The sequence below is a fragment of the Bacillus sp. HU-1818 genome (assembly GCF_022695965.1).
GTDB classification, from domain to species: Bacteria; Bacillota; Bacilli; order Bacillales; family Bacillaceae; genus Bacillus; species Bacillus atrophaeus.
Genome location: NZ_JAAPBE010000011.1, coordinates 1 through 15441 on the forward strand (window position 1 = coordinate 1; position 15441 = coordinate 15441).

Genomic DNA, 15441 nt, shown 5'->3' on the forward strand with positions numbered 1-15441 from the left:
CGCCGCTCTTGAAGCGACTTGATAATCATAACACATTTTCTTGATCGCCGTCAACAACTTTTTTCAACTTCTTTTTTAAAAGTTCGTTTCGTTATCAGCGACGTATATTAGAATACCATCTTGATATAATAAAGTCAACTTATATTTTGAATTAAATAATGAAGTGTTTAATCACTACTAATGCAGCTACTCCCGGTATACCAAGAATTCCGCTAACACCAGTTGTTACTATATTAATAGGTACATGAATACCGAGGCTGCCGCCAAACATATTCACACATACTAAAAGCAAAGCTCCCACCATAAACTTTACCGCAGTAATACCGATCCACCTTAATGGTTTAGCCGGCGCTCCCGATAAAAACAGCAGTACAATTAAACCTAAAATTATCCCTATAATGAAAATTGACTCCATGAATCTTCTCAGCTCCTTCGCTTGTTCTAGTACAAGCTTATGAGAAGATCCAGGAGAATAGACCACTTACTTCCACCCGCTGATTCTCAGGTTTCTTTGCTTGGCTTCTCTTAAATAAAAGAAATACTTTGCCTCCGCCATTTTCAACTCATTCAATACCTCAGCTGACGGTTCCACACTTTTTTCGACAAGCCTCTTTTGCCTGCCCCATTCTTCTTTTTGTTTGAAGAGCTGTTCGATTAATTTTTCATCAAACTCTTTTCTTAGCTTTTTCTTGCGAAGAAAACCCATGGATCGCTTTTTCCTCCCTTACATTTCACGTCTTCCTTCAAGCGCTTTAGAAAGCGTGACCTCATCAGCATATTCCAAATCACCGCCGACAGGCAGTCCGTGGGCAATACGGGAGAGCTTAATACCAGATGGCTTTAACAGCCTTGATATATACATCGCTGTTGCTTCCCCTTCTATATTAGGGTTTGTAGCGAGAATCACCTCTGTCACTTGATCATCCTGCAGCCGTTTTAGTAATTCTGGTATTTTAATATCCTCGGGTCCGATGCCGTCCATTGGAGAAATGGCGCCATGGAGAACGTGATACTGTCCGTTGTATTCTTTCATTTTCTCCATAGCGATTACATCTTTCGGGTCCTGCACTACACAAATGATTGATTTGTCCCGTCTTGTATCTTCACATATATAACAAGGGTCCTGATCTGTAATATGTCCGCAGATCGAACAATATGTCAGGTTTCGCTTGGCATTAACAAGCGCCTTTGCAAAGTCTAATACCACGTCTTCTTTCATACCTAGAACAAAAAAAGCCAGACGAACCGCTGTTTTCGGTCCGATCCCTGGCAATTTCATAAAGCTGTCAATCAGCTTTGATATTGGTTCAGGATACTGCATTCTCTTTTATCCCCCTAGAATAAACCGGGCATGTTCATTCCTTTTGTAAATTGGCCCATTGTTTCGTTTGTCATCTCATCAATTTTCTTCAGCGCATCATTTGTTGCGGCCAGTACAAGATCTTGAAGCATTTCGATATCTTCAGGGTCTACAACCTCTTCTTGAATAGAAACGTCTACAACTTCTTTTTGACCGTTCACTTTAACGGTAACCATGCCGCCGCCTGCTGTTCCTTCAAGAACTTTTTCAGCAAGCTCTTCTTGGGCTTTCGCCATATCCTTTTGCATTTTCTGCATTTGTTTCATCATTTTTTGCATATTTCCCATTCCGCCACGCATATTATCCACTCTCTTTCATTTTGTTATTCTTTTATTTCAATTAATTCCGCTCCTACAAGCTTCTTTGCTTCTGCAATGAGCGGGTCTTCTTCAGCCGGGTCATTTGATCCTTCATTTTCCTGCTGATGGTCAACTAAAAATTCTTCTCTTATTTTACCCCATTGTGCTTCTGGAACGCCAATCAAATCCACTCTTTTTCCGAGCATTGATTCTAATATTTGTTCAAGATTGGTTCGCACGCCATTATTATCTTCCGCGACCATTTTACAATGAATTTCATATTTGAATTTCAGCACAAATGCTTTGGATGCAGCAGCCACCGGTTCACTGTCATTTAATAGTGCTGCATGTGATACTTTATTTTGCTGTTTCAAATGCGCCAGCAGCTTGCCCCAGCTGCTTTTCAACTGATCAAGATCCTGCCTGGTGGCTTCTTTTAAAATTTCATGGATTCTTCCTGTCGGCGCTTTGTAGCTGCTTTTGCCGCTTTTTTGAGGACGAGGCGCCTCCTTTTGCGGTCTGCTGTCCGGCGCGGCTTGTACACCGGTCGTTTTAAGACGTTCTATTTCTTGTTCAAGCTGCTGCACTTTTTTCATCAATATATCCACTTCCGGCTGAGCGGCGGTTTCTTGATGAGTATTTTGGCAAATCTTCACGACTGCGACTTCAAAGAAAATACGCGGATGATTGGTCCACTTCATTTCCTGATGGCTTTTATTCAAGACATCAATCATTTCATACAAGGCGGGTGCCGGTATCTGTTCACTCAACGCACGGAAGGTATCATCAACCTTTACCTTCTCTAATACGCCTTCAAGCCCGGGAGCTGTTTTGTACAAAAGCATATCCCTAAAGTAAAAGATCATATCCTCTATCAGCTTAGCCGCGTCTTTTCCTTGCTGAAGCAATTCATTCAGTGTTTCCAACGCCCCGGAAACTTGCTTCTCATGTAAAAATTGCGCAAGCTTCCCAATGTAGTGCTGAGAAACAGCTCCTGTGATAAGCAATGCATCATCCACCGTAAGCTCATCTCCGCTGAATGATACAGCTTGATCCAGGAGGCTCAACGCATCCCTCATACCGCCGTCAGCGGCACTCGCAATAATATCAAGCGCTCCTTCTTCTACCTTTAGCTGCTCAGCCTCGACAATTTTTTTCATTCGTCCGACAATGGCTTGGGGTGTAATACGTTTGAAGTCAAAACGCTGACATCTGGAGATAATGGTTAAAGGAATTTTATGCGGCTCTGTCGTCGCTAAAATGAAAATACAATGCTCTGGCGGTTCTTCTAATGTTTTCAACAAAGCATTAAAGGCGCCGATAGAGAGCATATGCACCTCATCTATAATATATACTTTATAAGTGACGGCTGACGGGGCAAACTTTACTTTATCCCGAATGTCGCGGATTTCATCAACGCCGTTGTTTGAAGCAGCATCAATTTCGATGACATCGGATATTGAACCGTTTGTTATGCCTTTGCAGGCCGCACAGTTGTTGCATGGCTCTTCCACAGGAGCATGTTCACAGTTGACAGCTTTTGAAAAGATTTTAGCTGCACTTGTTTTCCCCGTACCCCTCGGCCCTGAAAACAGGTATGCGTGAGAAAATTTCTTTTGCAAAAGGGCATTTTGCAACGTCTTTGTAATGTGCTCTTGACCGACCACATCTTCAAAGCGCTGAGGTCTGAAAACTCGATATAAAGCTTGGTAACTCACGGGATGCGCCCTCCTCCGTTATTCATCATTCCCATTATACATGAAGGTTGTTTCGATTCCAAAAGCTGTTTTAAAAAACAAAAAACCCACCTACTGATAGGTGAGTCTGAAAATTTGATGATTGATTTACCGTGCACCTTCTGTCGATTCGCTACCCTAAGCGTTACTTAAGCAGTTAGCTCGGCCCAGGCAACCCTGCGGCACATGAGAGGTTTCACTTAATGCTGCTTCCTTCCGGACCTGACATGGTTCATGAATTCCCATTGCGCAGGACCCAAACGTCAACACCACTTACTTAAGGCAGACCTTAAAGTAAACGAACCTCGAGAAGGGATTCGGCCCCGCTAGAGCGGATTGCGGGTACAGGGCACCGCTACCTCCCCGCTTAGCACGGCAAAATAAATATCAAATTTTTATTTGGCATCACTTAGTGACGCACACATAAGTATATCCTTTTCTTTCGGAAATTGCAACCGGACTACTCAGACAAGTTTTTCCTGGCAGCTTTCTTTTGTTCACGCAGGTTTCTGAAAAAGTCGCTTAGCATTTGCCCGCATTCTTTTTCCAGCACGCCGCTGACGACTTCCGCCTGGTGATTAAACCGTTCTTCTTGAAGAAGATTCATCAGTGTCCCTGAGCATCCTCCCTTAGGATCAAATGCGCCAAACACAACTCTATCCACTCTGGAAAGCACCACGGCGCCCGCACACATCGGACACGGTTCAAGGGTGACATAGAGAGACGCGCCTTCCAGCCTCCACGTTCCAAGAGTACGGCAAGCCTCATCAATTGCCAGCATTTCGGCATGGGCTATTGAGCGCTGTTCAGTTTCTCTCAGGTTATGAGCACGCGCCACGATGTCGTCATTCATAACGAGCACGGCACCGATTGGAACCTCACCTATTTCTTCCGCTTTTTTCGCCTCTTTTATGGCTTCTAGCATATAGAATTCATCTTTTGTCATATTAAGCTCTCTCTTCAAAGTTTTTTCATCTTCTATAAAGGATAATATAAAGTATTAACCGTCGGAAAGGAGACAGACCATTGTCTAAATCAGGCACCGCTCTTCTTATTGTAGACATGATAAACAATTTTCAATTCGATATGGGGGAAAGCCTTGCCCAGAAAACAGAACAGATCGTGCCACATATTTTATCATTAAAGAAGCATGCAAAACAAAACAATTGGCCAATTATCTACATTAACGATCATTACGGGCTCTGGCAAGCCGATATTTCCACGATTGAAAATGAATGTAAAAATGAATTGAGTGAATCAATTATTGAAAAGATTTCACCGCAAGATGATAATTATTTTTTAATTAAACCAATGCATTCCGCTTTTTATGAAACAGCGCTGCACACTCTGCTAACCGAGCAGAAGGTAAAGCGGGTCATCATTACAGGGATCGCAGGAAATATTTGTGTACTTTTTACTGCCAATGACGCTTATATGAGAGAATACAATATTACAATACCAAAAGACTGTATTGCTTCCAATAGTGATGAGGATAATCAGTTTGCTTTAACCATAATGAAGGATGTCCTTTTTGCAGAAATTACAGACGAAAAACAAATTACATCGGAAAAATAAACATGATCACCCTTCTTTCTTCATACATTGATAGCGGATATGAAAGGAGGCGTTTTTTATTCAAATTTATGTTGTGAAACAAGGTGACACTCTTTCTGCTATCGCATCGCAATACCGGACCACAGCAAATGAAATAACAGAAACGAACGAGATACCGAATCCCGATAAACTCGTTGTCGGACAAACCATTGTAATTCCGATTGCAGGACAGTTTTATGATGTTAAACAAGGCGATACCCTCACATCCATCGCCCGTCAGTTCAATACAACAGCTGCCGAACTTGCCAGGATTAACAGAATTCAGTTAAACGCTGTTTTACAAATTGACTTTCGTCTATACATTCCTCCGCTTCCCAAAAGCGATATAGAATCAAATGCATATTTGGAGCCACGCGGAACTCAGGTCAGCGAGAATCTCCAGCAGGCGGCGAGAGAAGCTGTTCCCTACCTGACTTATCTGGGTGCGTTCAGTTTTCAAGTGCAGCGGGACGGCACTTTAGAAGAGCCCCCGATGACAAACCTAAAAACTATCAGCGACAGCCAGAATACAACGTTAATGATGATTGTCACTAACTTAGAAAATGAAGCATTTAGTGATGAACTTGGACGGATTATTTTAAATGACGATACCGTAAAAACCAAACTGTTAACTGAAATTGTTGCGACTGCTAGAAAATATGGATTTCGGGATATTCATTTTGACTTTGAATACTTACGTCCTGAAGATAAAGAAGCCTATAATCAGTTTCTGCGTGAAGCAAGAGATATTTTACACAGGGAAGGCTGGCTGATCTCTACGGCACTTGCCCCGAAAACCAGTGCAACTCAAAAAGGCAAATGGTATGAGGCTCATGATTACAAGGCTCACGGGGAGATTGTGGACTTTGTTGTGATTATGACATATGAATGGGGTTATAGCGGCGGTCCGGCTCAAGCCGTATCTCCTATCGGGCCCGTCCGGGATGTCATTGAATATGCTTTAACTGAAATGCCTGCAAACAAAATCGTTATGGGACAGAATTTATACGGATATGATTGGACCTTGCCGTACACCGCTGGCGGAGACCTAGCGAAAGCTCTCAGTCCGCAGCAGGCGATTGTACTTGCCGGCCAAAATAATGCAGCAATCCAATACGATGAAACATCTCAGGCTCCCTTCTTTCGCTATACCGATTCAAACAACAAACAGCATGAGGTATGGTTCGAAGACGCACGTTCCATTCAAGCAAAATTCAATTTAATTAAGGAACTGAATTTAAGAGGGATCAGCTATTGGAAACTCGGGCTCTCTTTCCCTCAAAACTGGCTGTTAATCGCGGATCAATTTAATATTGTCAAAAAGACGTTTCGTTAATTCGAAAACGTCTTTTTTCATGGGCTCCTACAAGGTTATGATACAATATGATGGTCGGCAGCCGACGAATGTTTCTTTAGAATTGAGGAGGATTGCAATGAACAAAGCCCCTTTTATCGCAATAGAAGGTCCTATCGGGGCAGGGAAAACGACACTTGCTACCATGCTTTCACAGGAGCTTGGATTCCCTATCATAAAAGAAATTGTGGAGGACAATCCATACCTTGATAAGTTTTATGACAATATAGAGGAATGGAGCTTCCAGCTTGAAATGTTTTTTCTTTGTCACAGGTATAAGCAGCTTGAGGACACAAACCGCAAATTTCTAAAAGAAGGACAGCCCGTGATAGCTGATTACCATATTTATAAAAATGTGATTTTTGCTGAGCGCACTTTACACGACCAGCATCTCGATAAATACAGGAAGATTTATCACCTGCTGACTGATGACCTGCCAAAACCTGATCTGATCATTTACATACGGGCAAGCCTGACAACATTGCTGGAGCGTATTGAAAAACGAGGCCGCCCATTTGAGAAAAAAATTGAACAGAGCTACTTGGAGCAGCTTATCGCTGATTATGAGGCCGCAATCAAACAGCTCCAGGAAGCAAACCCAGAGCTTAAGGTATTAACTATAGATGGAGATACTGAGGATTTTGTATTGAACGAAAGAGACTTCAAAGGAATTGCCGCCCAGGTAAAGGAGCTTATAAAATGAAAGAACATCATATACCCAAGGATTCAATCATTACTGTAGCAGGAACTGTAGGCGTCGGAAAATCAACGTTAACAAGAACGCTGGCGAAACGGCTCGGCTTTAAAACCTCTCTTGAAGAAGTGGATCATAACCCATACTTAGAAAAGTTTTATCACGATTTTGAACGCTGGAGCTTTCATTTACAAATCTATTTTTTAGCCGAACGTTTCAAAGAACAAAAAAATATATTTGAAGCTGGCGGCGGGTTTGTGCAAGACCGTTCTATTTATGAAGATACAGGGATTTTTGCAAAAATGCACGCTGATAAAGGGACCATGTCAAAGGTCGATTATAAAACGTATACAAGCCTTTTTGAAGCCATGGTGATGACCCCCTACTTTCCACACCCTGACGTTCTGATTTATCTAGAAGGCGATTTAAATAACATTTTGGCACGCATTGAAGAACGGGGACGTGAAATGGAGCTGCAAACAAACCGTTCTTATTGGGAAGAGATGTACACGCGGTACGAAAACTGGATAAGCGGATTTAACGCTTGCCCCGTTTTGAAAATTCGTATTGAGGATTATGATTTGCTCAATGATGAAGACTCTATCGAAAAAATCATTGATCAAGTCAGCACAGTGATTCATGAAACAAGAAAAAAGTGAGCCCAGAAACTAAGGCTCACTTTTTTTGAATATAAAAAACCCGATGCATCGAAATGCAACGGGCAAAACAATCTCCAATATATGCTTGAGTCATTCATTTAAAAATCATATGGCGGAGGAAGAGGGATTCGAACCCCCGCGGGCTTTGACACCCCTGTCGGTTTTCAAGACCGATCCCTTCAGCCGGACTTGGGTATTCCTCCGTTTCGACAAGATTTACTATATCATGATTAATTGGGTATCGTCAAGCGTTTTTATAAATTATTTTTCATCTTTGTTTGTCACATGCAAAAGACAGGGTTTTAGACAGACAGCAAAATAGCAAAGACAATATAATGAGTATGTTCAGAAATATTGCATCACTTTACAGAATCACAAAAAAGGTGCGCCCCTATATGAGGCGCACCTTTTTGATTTATGCTTTGATGACTTCTCTATTGCCCATATAAGGACGAAGCACTTTCGGAATGACGACACTGCCGTCATCCTGCTGATAATTTTCTAAAATGGCTGCCACAGTTCTGCCGACAGCCAAACCTGAACCGTTCAGTGTGTGCACATGCTCCGGCTTGCCTTTCGCTTCACGTCTGAAACGAATGTTAGCGCGTCTGGCCTGGAAGGCTTCAAAGTTGCTGCAAGAAGAAATTTCACGATATGTGTCTTGGCTTGGAATCCATACTTCAATATCGTATTTTTTCGCAGCTGTGAATCCTAAATCACCTGTACACATGCTCATCACACGGTAAGGAAGTTCTAAAAGCTGAAGGACGCGCTCAGCCTGATTTGTAAGTTTCTCAAGTTCGTCATAAGAATCTTCCGGCTTTACAAATTTCACAAGTTCAACCTTATTAAACTGATGCTGGCGGATTAATCCGCGTGTGTCGCGACCCGCTGAACCAGCTTCTGAACGGAAGCAGGCACTGAAAGCCGCGTAATTGATCGGAAGGCTTTCACCTGACAAAATCTCATCGCGGTGCATATTTGTAATTGGCACTTCCGCAGTCGGAATCAAGAAGTAATCCTCTTCTCTGATCTTAAACGCATCCTCTTCGAACTTCGGCAGCTGCCCTGTACCTGTCATGCTTGCACGATTCACCATATAAGGCGGTATGACCTCCGTATAGTTGTACTCATCCACATGAAGATCAAGCATAAAGTTATAGAGGGCACGTTCCAGACGAGCGCCTAAGCCTTTATAGAAAACAAAACGGCTTCCTGTTACTTTGGCGGCACGTTCAAAGTCCAGAATGTTCAAATCATCAGCAATATCCCAATGCGGTTTTGGCTCATATGAAAATGCCGGAGCTTCTCCCCACTTGCGGATTTCAATATTGTCATCTTCCGTTTCACCGACTGGCACTGATTCGTGCGGAATATTAGGGATAGATAAAAGAATCGTATCAAGAGTTGATTCCACAGTTCTTAACTCTTCGTCGAGTGTTTTAATTTCTTCTCCGACTTCACGCATTTCTTTAATAATATGATCCGCGTCTTTTTTCTCGCGTTTTAATACGGCAACTTGCTGGGATACTTCATTCCGTCTCCCTTTTAATTCTTCTACTTTTCCAATAAGCTCTCTTCTTTTTTCATCAAGCTCCTCAAACTTATCAAAGTCTGATAAGTCTTCGCCTTTATGTACCAGCTTTGCTTTTACCTCTTGAAAATTAGCTCTCAGCATTTTCGTATCAAGCATGCTAAACACTCCTTTTTCATTAAATGTATCGAAAATAAAAAGAGCCCTCATCCCCATGAAAGGGACGAGAGCTCTCGCGTTGCCACCCTGATTGAAAACAAGTTAAAAAAACTTATTTTCCGCTTTAACACATAACGGTTATCCCGTAAATGCCTACTCAATTCAGCATTTCGCTCAAGGATGGATTCAGACAGCATCTTCCACCGATTCGCACCACCCATCGGCTCTCTTAGAAAGAGGGGCTTCTTACTGCTTCCTGTCAACGCTTTTCGATCTTTATTTGTGCTTATAATGTACTATAAGTTTTCACAGCTTTCAACTGTTTTATACAACAGGTTCCTGCTTGTGCTTCTCAACCATTTGAACAAACAGCTCTGTCACCCGATGATCATCCGTCAGTTCCGGATGGAAGGAGCAGCCCAAGAGATTGTCTTGTTTTGCTGCTACGATGCGGCCGCCATGCTCGGAAAGCACTTCAACATCTTCTCCGGCCTCAAGGATATGAGGTGCACGGATGAATACACCGGTAAAGGGTTCTGCGAGCCCCTCAATGGTTAAATCAGCCTCAAAACTGTCTACCTGCCGGCCAAAGGAATTTCGTTCGACTTTGACATCCAATAAACCCAGATGAGCATTGTCAGAGCCCTGTATTTCCTTTGCCAAAATAATGAGTCCGGCACATGTGCCAAACAGCGGTTTACCCTGAGCGGCAAATTCACGCAATGGCTCCATGAAGTGATACGTATCAATCAATCGGCGCATTGTCGTGCTTTCTCCGCCCGGTAAAATTAAACCGTCTACCTCATTCAATTGCTCCGGACGTTTAACAACAAGTCCTGCTGCACCGCATGCTTCAATTGAACGGATGTGCTCTCTTACTGCTCCTTGAAGTCCAAGTACACCAATTGTTAACATGTTACCAGCACTCCTATGTTCTTACCAGCCGCGCTCTTGCATACGCTGTTCTGGAAGTAAATTTGAGATTTCGATCCCTTTCATTGCCGTTCCAAGCTCTTTAGAAAGCTCAGCAATCAATTTGTAATCTGTAAAGTGTGTTGTTGCTTCAACAATTGCTTTCGCAAATTTAGCAGGGTTGTCCGATTTGAAAATCCCAGAACCTACAAACACACCGTCCGCGCCAAGCTGCATCATTAAAGCTGCATCAGCAGGTGTAGCTACGCCGCCAGCAGCAAAGTTCACGACAGGAAGTTTTCCGTCTCTTTTAATTTGCTGAAGAAGCTCGTAAGGCGCACCTAGGTTTTTCGCTTCAGTCATCAATTCATCGTCACTCATTGCAGCTACTTTGCGAACCTGAGCGTTAACTTTTCTCATATGGCGAACAGCTTCGACAATATTTCCTGTTCCCGGTTCACCTTTCGTACGAAGCATTGATGCTCCTTCTGCAATTCGGCGAGTTGCTTCACCAAGATCACGACATCCGCAAACAAAAGGAACAGTATAATCATTTTTATTCAAATGGAACTCTTCATCAGCAGGAGTCAAGACTTCACTCTCGTCTATATAATCAACTCCCATAGCCTCCAACACGCGTGCCTCAACAATATGTCCGATACGCGCTTTTGCCATTACAGGGATAGATACTGCATTCATAACTTCTTCTACGATTGTAGGATCAGCCATACGGGCAACTCCTCCAGCCGCACGAATGTCAGCCGGTACACGTTCCAGAGCCATAACAGCGACAGCTCCAGCCTCTTCTGCAATTTTCGCTTGTTCCGCATTTACAACGTCCATGATGACGCCGCCTTTTTGCATTTCTGCCATTCCGCGTTTTACGCGGTCGGTACCTGTTTGAGCCATTTGTTAGTCCCCCTAGTAAGGTATAATTAGATAATTTCTACATCTTATTGTATCCTAGAAACTTGATAAATCATATGGATATTATTATTTTATTCAGGTTTAAGGCGTAATGGAAATGATTTTTTAATAAAAATTCACTTTTTTCAGTATATTAATTAAAAGAGCCCCAACATAAATCAGAGCTCTTTTATCTTTATTTAAAACCAGCCAGTCACTGTATCAACGATGCTTCCCCAAATGCCTGAGAAAAAGCCTCCGATACCGCGCATTGTTAAAATGAACCAGTTTGCTTTATCTACTTTATCTTTCGTTACAAGATCTACACCTGACACATCGGTTGATAGGAAACCGTAATCCTTATCATCACCTATATATGTTGCAGTCAGCTTTCCGACCTTCGCCCCTTTTTTCACCGGAGCATCGAGTTTATCTTTATCTAGTGTAACCTTTGCTTTGTAGTTCTTTTCATCCCCATTTTTTACAGGAATAGAAAAGGCCTTTTTCGTTACGATGCCAACCTCTTTATCTTTTCCTTTATCAACAGAGATTGTTTTATGCCCTTTAACTTGCTTGCCTTCAGCGTAAATTTCTTTCATTGAGAAATTATCAAACGCATAATTAAGCATTTTTTTCGTCTCGTCAAAGCGTCCGGTATGTATATTACCCTTAGCATTTAACACAACAGTGATGACACGCATGCCATTACGTTCAGCCGTGCCAGTAAAACATGAGCCTGCAGAATCAGTGGAACCCGTTTTTAACCCGTCCACACCCTTATATTCACTTACAAGGCCTTTAAGCATGAAATTCCAGTTTGGCATATCCATTTCATCGTCAGTGCCTTCTCTGAACTTTGTTTTTGCAATGCTTGAAGTATCCAGAATTTCAGGATAATCAGTGATCAGACGATCTGCAAGAATAGCCATGTCTTTAGCAGATACTTCACTTTCTTCATCAACGCTTGTCCCCTCAGGCTGTTTGCCATGGAGATCTTTATTTTCCAAACCTGTTGCATTTACGAATTTGAAATTTGTTAACCCAAGTTCTTTCGCTTTGGCATTCATTTTATCGACAAATTTTGTTTCAGAGCCAGCCATGACTTCAGCAAGAGCAATAGCAGCAGCGTTGGCGGAATAGATAGCCGTTGCTTGATAAAGCTCTTTCACTGTGTACTTTCCATCTTTGCGAAGAGGAACGTTTGACAGGCTGTTATCCTGGGAAATCTCATATACATAGTCATCAGGCGTATATGTTTGATCCCATTTCACTTTTCCTTCATCAATTGCTTCCAATAGCAGATACTCAGTCATCATTTTTGTCATACTGGCGATTGGCAATCTCTTATCTGCATTTTTACTGTACAATATTTTCCCCGAAGAAGCTTCGATCATAATAGCTGCTGACGCATTAACGTCAATCGGATCGCTGGCTGCTTTTGCTCTGGACATTGGAGCCAGACAAGTCACAATGAGAGTTAATACAAAAAATGACATCATCAGCTGTTTACATTTCTTGATGTTCAATCTTACGACCTCCGTATTTCGTTTTTCATTCATCTATAATTAAGCCGTTAAGGACATATTCAAAACACAACAGTATAAATTTTATCATAATCAGTATAAAAAAAATAGACAGAGTCAGAGACCCTGTCAAATGTTTTTAATTTGTAACAATTGATTATGAAATTGTATAGTTCGGTGATTCTTTTGTAATCTGAACATCATGCGGATGGCTTTCACGAAGACCCGCGCCAGTCATACGGATGAACTGAGCTTCTTCTCTTAAAGCAAGCAAATCTTTTGATCCGCAGTAGCCCATACCGGAACGAATACCGCCAACAAGCTGATAAACAGTTTCTTCAACAGGCCCTTTGTAAGGTGTACGGCCTTCGATTCCCTCTGGAACGAATTTTTTGTTTTCTTCTTGGAAGTAACGGTCTTTACTGCCTTTTTCCATAGCAGAAACTGAACCCATACCACGGTACACTTTAAACCTTCTGCCTTGATAGATTTCAGTTTCACCCGGGCTTTCAGAAGTACCTGCAAGCAGGCTTCCAAGCATAACCGCATGTCCGCCGGCTGCCAGGGCTTTTGTAATATCTCCGGAGAATTTAATACCGCCGTCTGCGATAATTGTCGCGCCATGTTTTCTTGCCTCTGTCGCACAATCATAAATTGCAGTGATTTGCGGAACACCCACACCTGCAACCACACGAGTTGTACAAATAGAGCCTGGTCCGATTCCCACTTTTACAACGTTTGCTCCAGCTTCAATTAATGCTTTTGTCGCTTCGGCTGTAGCCACGTTTCCTGCGATGATATTTAACTCAGGATATGTCTCACGAATATTGGCCACAGTATTTAATACACCCTGTGAATGGCCGTGTGCTGTATCAATAACAATCGCGTCAACATTCGCTTCGACAAGCTTTTTAACGCGTGTCATTGTGTCACCAGTGACTCCTACGGCAGCACCGACGATAAGACGTCCGTGAACATCCTTTGAAGAGTACGGGAATTCAATTACTTTTTCGATATCTTTAATCGTAATTAGACCTTTTAATTTATTCTGGTCATCAACAAGAGGAAGCTTTTCAATTTTATGCTTTTGTAAAATCTTCTCTGCTTGATCTAAAGTCGTTCCTACAGGTGCAGTGACAAGTTCTTCTCTTGTCATTACATCGCTGATTTTCATTGAGTAGTCGGAAATAAAGCGAAGATCACGGTTTGTGATAATTCCGACCAGCTTTTGATCTTCATTATTATCTACAATCGGAACACCGGAAATTCTGTATTTCCCCATCAAGTGCTCCGCATCAAATACTTGGTGATCAGGAGTTAAAAAGAAGGGATTCGTAATAACGCCGCGTTCAGAGCGTTTTACTTTATCAACCTGTTCAGCTTGCTGTTCAATTGACATGTTTTTATGGATAATGCCTAGCCCGCCTTGTCTGGCCATTGCAATCGCCATTGCTGATTCTGTTACAGTATCCATCCCTGCGCTGATGACAGGAATATTCAGCTTTAACGTTTTTGTGAGCTCAACCGATAAATCCACATCACGTGGAAGTACCTCTGATTTAGCTGGTACAAGCAACACATCATCAAACGTTAAGCCTTCTTTTGAAAATTTACTTTCCCACATTAGTAAATCCCCCTCTTTTCGGCAAAATATTATATGTAGATTATCAACTAGCCAAGAGCATGTCAAGGAAGCAGGGAAGAGTTGTAATATTTAGATAACGGAAAGGAATAGGAAGTACCTATGACATATCAAGAGTGGAAAGACTTATCTGTATTTTATTCGATCGAATCAACCCAGAAATTTCTAGAAAAGGTTTATAAAATTAAAGACATTGATGATGCGAAAAGACATTCTTTCAAAAACAGCGAACGGTTTATTTTCTTTTTGAAACATGCTGAATCCTTTTATAAACAGGCCTCTGTTTCACCTTTAGAAATCAAACCGATTTTATTGTTTTACGGAATGTCTCAATTATTAAAAGCATGTCTTATCACTACAGATCCAAGCTATCCGAGCCATACGTCCGTGCTTGCCCATGGAGTGACAGCGCGAAAAAGAAAGAAACAAAATTATTGTTTTATTGAAGATGAAGTGAAGATTCAGCGGAATGGGTTATGTATGCATGTTATGAAGCATCTTTTTGAAAAATCGGGTATAGAAGATGAACGCTATACAATGAAAAAACTTTTAACTGCCGTCCCAGAGTTAAGCTCTATCTTTTATTTTCAGCAAAAAGAACAATTCATCACAAGAATTGAAAAAAGAAATGAAATCGTTTCAGTTCCAGAGAGTGTTGTTATTAGCTATAAGATGTCTGACTCCCGATTTGCAGAGTATGTGTCATATCATTTACATTGGGAATTTCTTAAGAAAGAACAAGACAATTTACTATTTCACATTCCCTTAAAAGACAAAAACCCATGGACATCGACCAGTATCTTATTTGATATAGAAAAAGAGCAATATTATATTCCGAACCAGCGTGATCAATTTTTACACCTTCCGGAAATGGCGATTCATTATCTGGTTTTATACAATATAGGAATGATTGCGAGATATGAGACGGAGTGGTGGTATGAGCTGTTGACGCAGCATGCAAGTGATGATTATGTCATCATTCAACACTTCATATCTATTACTGAGTCTAAATTTCCCCAATATGCATGTATGTTTCTCCATCAATTCATATAAAAAAACCCAGTTCATGT

At 41.7% G+C, this 15441-nt stretch carries 16 protein-coding genes, 1 tRNA gene, 1 other RNA gene and 1 other annotated feature; of the genes, 5 read left to right on the forward strand and 13 right to left on the reverse strand.

The genetic code is table 11. From position 1 onward, the window contains the following. Positions 1 to 151: 151 nt before the first annotated feature. The 7 genes from GXP75_RS21160 to tadA all read right to left on the reverse strand — a co-directional run bounded on the left by GXP75_RS21160 (position 152) and on the right by tadA (position 4341). Positions 152 to 415, reverse strand: a complete 264-nt coding sequence (locus GXP75_RS21160) for a pro-sigmaK processing inhibitor BofA family protein (RefSeq protein WP_061570398.1) — start codon at positions 413 to 415, stop codon at positions 152 to 154. A 66-nt stretch (positions 416 to 481) separates the two neighbouring features. Then, complete coding sequence (locus GXP75_RS21165; protein WP_003328090.1) at positions 482 to 706, reverse strand: YaaL family protein; 225 nt, start codon at positions 704 to 706, stop codon at positions 482 to 484. A gap of 18 nt (positions 707 to 724) precedes the next feature. After that, positions 725 to 1321 (reverse strand): recombination protein RecR, encoded by a 597-nt coding sequence (gene recR, locus GXP75_RS21170; protein WP_003328091.1) that lies wholly within the window; start codon positions 1319 to 1321, stop codon positions 725 to 727. 14 nt (positions 1322 to 1335) lie between these two features. Continuing rightward, a complete protein-coding gene (locus GXP75_RS21175; protein WP_061570392.1) occupies positions 1336 to 1659 on the reverse strand; it encodes a YbaB/EbfC family nucleoid-associated protein in 324 nt (107 codons plus the stop codon). 23 nt (positions 1660 to 1682) lie between these two features. Beyond that, the gene (gene dnaX, locus GXP75_RS21180; protein WP_106046282.1) at positions 1683 to 3377 is read right to left on the reverse strand and encodes a DNA polymerase III subunit gamma/tau; all 1695 of its coding nucleotides are present in this window, start codon (positions 3375 to 3377) and stop codon (positions 1683 to 1685) included. A gap of 129 nt (positions 3378 to 3506) precedes the next feature. After that, positions 3507 to 3771, reverse strand: an RNA gene (gene ffs / locus GXP75_RS21185) — signal recognition particle sRNA large type. A gap of 84 nt (positions 3772 to 3855) precedes the next feature. Next, positions 3856 to 4341 (reverse strand): tRNA adenosine(34) deaminase TadA, encoded by a 486-nt coding sequence (gene tadA / locus GXP75_RS21190; RefSeq protein WP_242557802.1) that lies wholly within the window; start codon positions 4339 to 4341, stop codon positions 3856 to 3858. Positions 4342 to 4421: 80 nt separating this feature from the next. Between tadA and GXP75_RS21195 the strand changes: the two genes are divergently transcribed. The 4 genes from GXP75_RS21195 (at position 4422) to dck (ending at position 7695) form a co-directional block, all read left to right on the forward strand. Continuing rightward, positions 4422 to 4970, forward strand: a complete 549-nt coding sequence (locus GXP75_RS21195; RefSeq protein WP_214919422.1) for a cysteine hydrolase family protein — start codon at positions 4422 to 4424, stop codon at positions 4968 to 4970. A 64-nt stretch (positions 4971 to 5034) separates the two neighbouring features. Then, positions 5035 to 6324, forward strand: a complete 1290-nt coding sequence (locus GXP75_RS21200) for a glycoside hydrolase family 18 protein (protein ID WP_242557804.1) — start codon at positions 5035 to 5037, stop codon at positions 6322 to 6324. 97 nt (positions 6325 to 6421) lie between these two features. Continuing rightward, positions 6422 to 7045 (forward strand): deoxyguanosine kinase, encoded by a 624-nt coding sequence (gene dgk, locus GXP75_RS21205; RefSeq protein WP_214919423.1) that lies wholly within the window; start codon positions 6422 to 6424, stop codon positions 7043 to 7045. Continuing rightward, entirely contained in the window at positions 7042 to 7695 is a 654-nt protein-coding gene (gene dck / locus GXP75_RS21210; RefSeq protein WP_003328099.1) for a deoxyadenosine/deoxycytidine kinase, read from the forward strand. The genes dgk and dck overlap by 4 nt, the downstream gene beginning before the upstream one ends. A gap of 110 nt (positions 7696 to 7805) precedes the next feature. On the opposite strand, the gene GXP75_RS21215 is transcribed toward dck, so the two are convergent. From GXP75_RS21215 to guaB, 6 genes are all read right to left on the reverse strand, one after another. After that, positions 7806 to 7898: transfer RNA gene (locus tag GXP75_RS21215), tRNA-Ser, on the reverse strand. 212 nt (positions 7899 to 8110) lie between these two features. Next, a complete protein-coding gene (serS, locus tag GXP75_RS21220) occupies positions 8111 to 9388 on the reverse strand; it encodes a serine--tRNA ligase (RefSeq protein ID WP_150225203.1) in 1278 nt (425 codons plus the stop codon). A gap of 57 nt (positions 9389 to 9445) precedes the next feature. Beyond that, positions 9446 to 9660, reverse strand: a binding site (T-box leader). 52 nt (positions 9661 to 9712) lie between these two features. Beyond that, positions 9713 to 10303: a pyridoxal 5'-phosphate synthase glutaminase subunit PdxT gene (gene pdxT / locus GXP75_RS21225; RefSeq protein ID WP_214919425.1), complete on the reverse strand. Its 591-nt coding sequence runs from the start codon at positions 10301 to 10303 to the stop codon at positions 9713 to 9715. Between the two features lie 21 nt (positions 10304 to 10324). After that, positions 10325 to 11209 (reverse strand): pyridoxal 5'-phosphate synthase lyase subunit PdxS, encoded by an 885-nt coding sequence (gene pdxS, locus GXP75_RS21230; protein WP_003328102.1) that lies wholly within the window; start codon positions 11207 to 11209, stop codon positions 10325 to 10327. A 197-nt stretch (positions 11210 to 11406) separates the two neighbouring features. Then, the gene (gene dacA, locus GXP75_RS21235; RefSeq protein ID WP_242557803.1) at positions 11407 to 12732 is read right to left on the reverse strand and encodes a D-alanyl-D-alanine carboxypeptidase; all 1326 of its coding nucleotides are present in this window, start codon (positions 12730 to 12732) and stop codon (positions 11407 to 11409) included. Positions 12733 to 12886: 154 nt separating this feature from the next. After that, a complete protein-coding gene (guaB, locus tag GXP75_RS21240; RefSeq protein WP_214919429.1) occupies positions 12887 to 14353 on the reverse strand; it encodes an IMP dehydrogenase in 1467 nt (488 codons plus the stop codon). Between the two features lie 120 nt (positions 14354 to 14473). Here guaB and GXP75_RS21245 point away from each other — a divergent pair, with 120 nt between their 5' ends. Then, entirely contained in the window at positions 14474 to 15424 is a 951-nt protein-coding gene (locus GXP75_RS21245) for a YaaC family protein (protein ID WP_214919431.1), read from the forward strand. Positions 15425 to 15441 lie beyond the last annotated feature (17 nt).

Coding starts and splice junctions, on each gene's coding strand:
- dck (WP_003328099.1), top strand. CDS start 7,042: ATGAAAGAACATCATATACCCAAGGATTCAATCATTACTGTAGCAGGA.
- recR (WP_003328091.1), bottom strand. CDS start 1,321: ATGCAGTATCCTGAACCAATATCAAAGCTGATTGACAGCTTTATGAAA.
- serS (WP_150225203.1), bottom strand. CDS start 9,388: ATGCTTGATACGAAAATGCTGAGAGCTAATTTTCAAGAGGTAAAAGCA.
- tadA (WP_242557802.1), bottom strand. CDS start 4,341: ATGACAAAAGATGAATTCTATATGCTAGAAGCCATAAAAGAGGCGAAA.
- guaB (WP_214919429.1), bottom strand. CDS start 14,353: ATGTGGGAAAGTAAATTTTCAAAAGAAGGCTTAACGTTTGATGATGTG.
- GXP75_RS21175 (WP_061570392.1), bottom strand. CDS start 1,659: ATGCGTGGCGGAATGGGAAATATGCAAAAAATGATGAAACAAATGCAG.
- pdxT (WP_214919425.1), bottom strand. CDS start 10,303: ATGTTAACAATTGGTGTACTTGGACTTCAAGGAGCAGTAAGAGAGCAC.
- GXP75_RS21245 (WP_214919431.1), top strand. CDS start 14,474: ATGACATATCAAGAGTGGAAAGACTTATCTGTATTTTATTCGATCGAA.
- GXP75_RS21160 (WP_061570398.1), bottom strand. CDS start 415: ATGGAGTCAATTTTCATTATAGGGATAATTTTAGGTTTAATTGTACTG.
- GXP75_RS21165 (WP_003328090.1), bottom strand. CDS start 706: ATGGGTTTTCTTCGCAAGAAAAAGCTAAGAAAAGAGTTTGATGAAAAA.
- pdxS (WP_003328102.1), bottom strand. CDS start 11,209: ATGGCTCAAACAGGTACCGACCGCGTAAAACGCGGAATGGCAGAAATG.
- dgk (WP_214919423.1), top strand. CDS start 6,422: ATGAACAAAGCCCCTTTTATCGCAATAGAAGGTCCTATCGGGGCAGGG.